The following is a 293-nucleotide window of genomic DNA, read 5'->3' on the forward strand; positions in this document are numbered from 1 at the left end:
CGGACGACGTCGGACTGCCACAGGCCCGTCAGCCTGGCGACCGCGTCGGCGGGGGCGGCGGCGATGACCGCGCCGTTGAGCGCACCCACGGACGTGCCGACGACGAGGTCGGGACGGATGCCGGCCTCGTCGAGTGCCCGCAGCATGCCGACCTCGTGCGCGCCGAGCACACCACCGCCACCGAGCACGAACGCCGTCCGGGCCATGCTGGGATCTTATCGAGGCGGCCGGTGACGGTCGCTCACCGCATCGCGGGCGGGACGCGATCGCCCGCTTGAGTCTCCCGTGGGGGG

At 74.4% G+C, this 293-nt stretch carries 1 protein-coding gene; it reads right to left on the minus strand.

The features are described from left to right. Window positions 1-206, minus strand: a 206-nt coding sequence (locus FAF44_RS54045; RefSeq protein ID WP_237111237.1) for a patatin-like phospholipase family protein, incomplete at its 3' end; no start/stop codon positions are given. Between the last annotated feature and the right edge of the window lie 87 nt (window positions 207-293).

Source organism: Nonomuraea sp. MG754425 (assembly GCF_021699195.1).
Lineage (GTDB): Bacteria > Actinomycetota > Actinomycetes > Streptosporangiales > Streptosporangiaceae > Nonomuraea.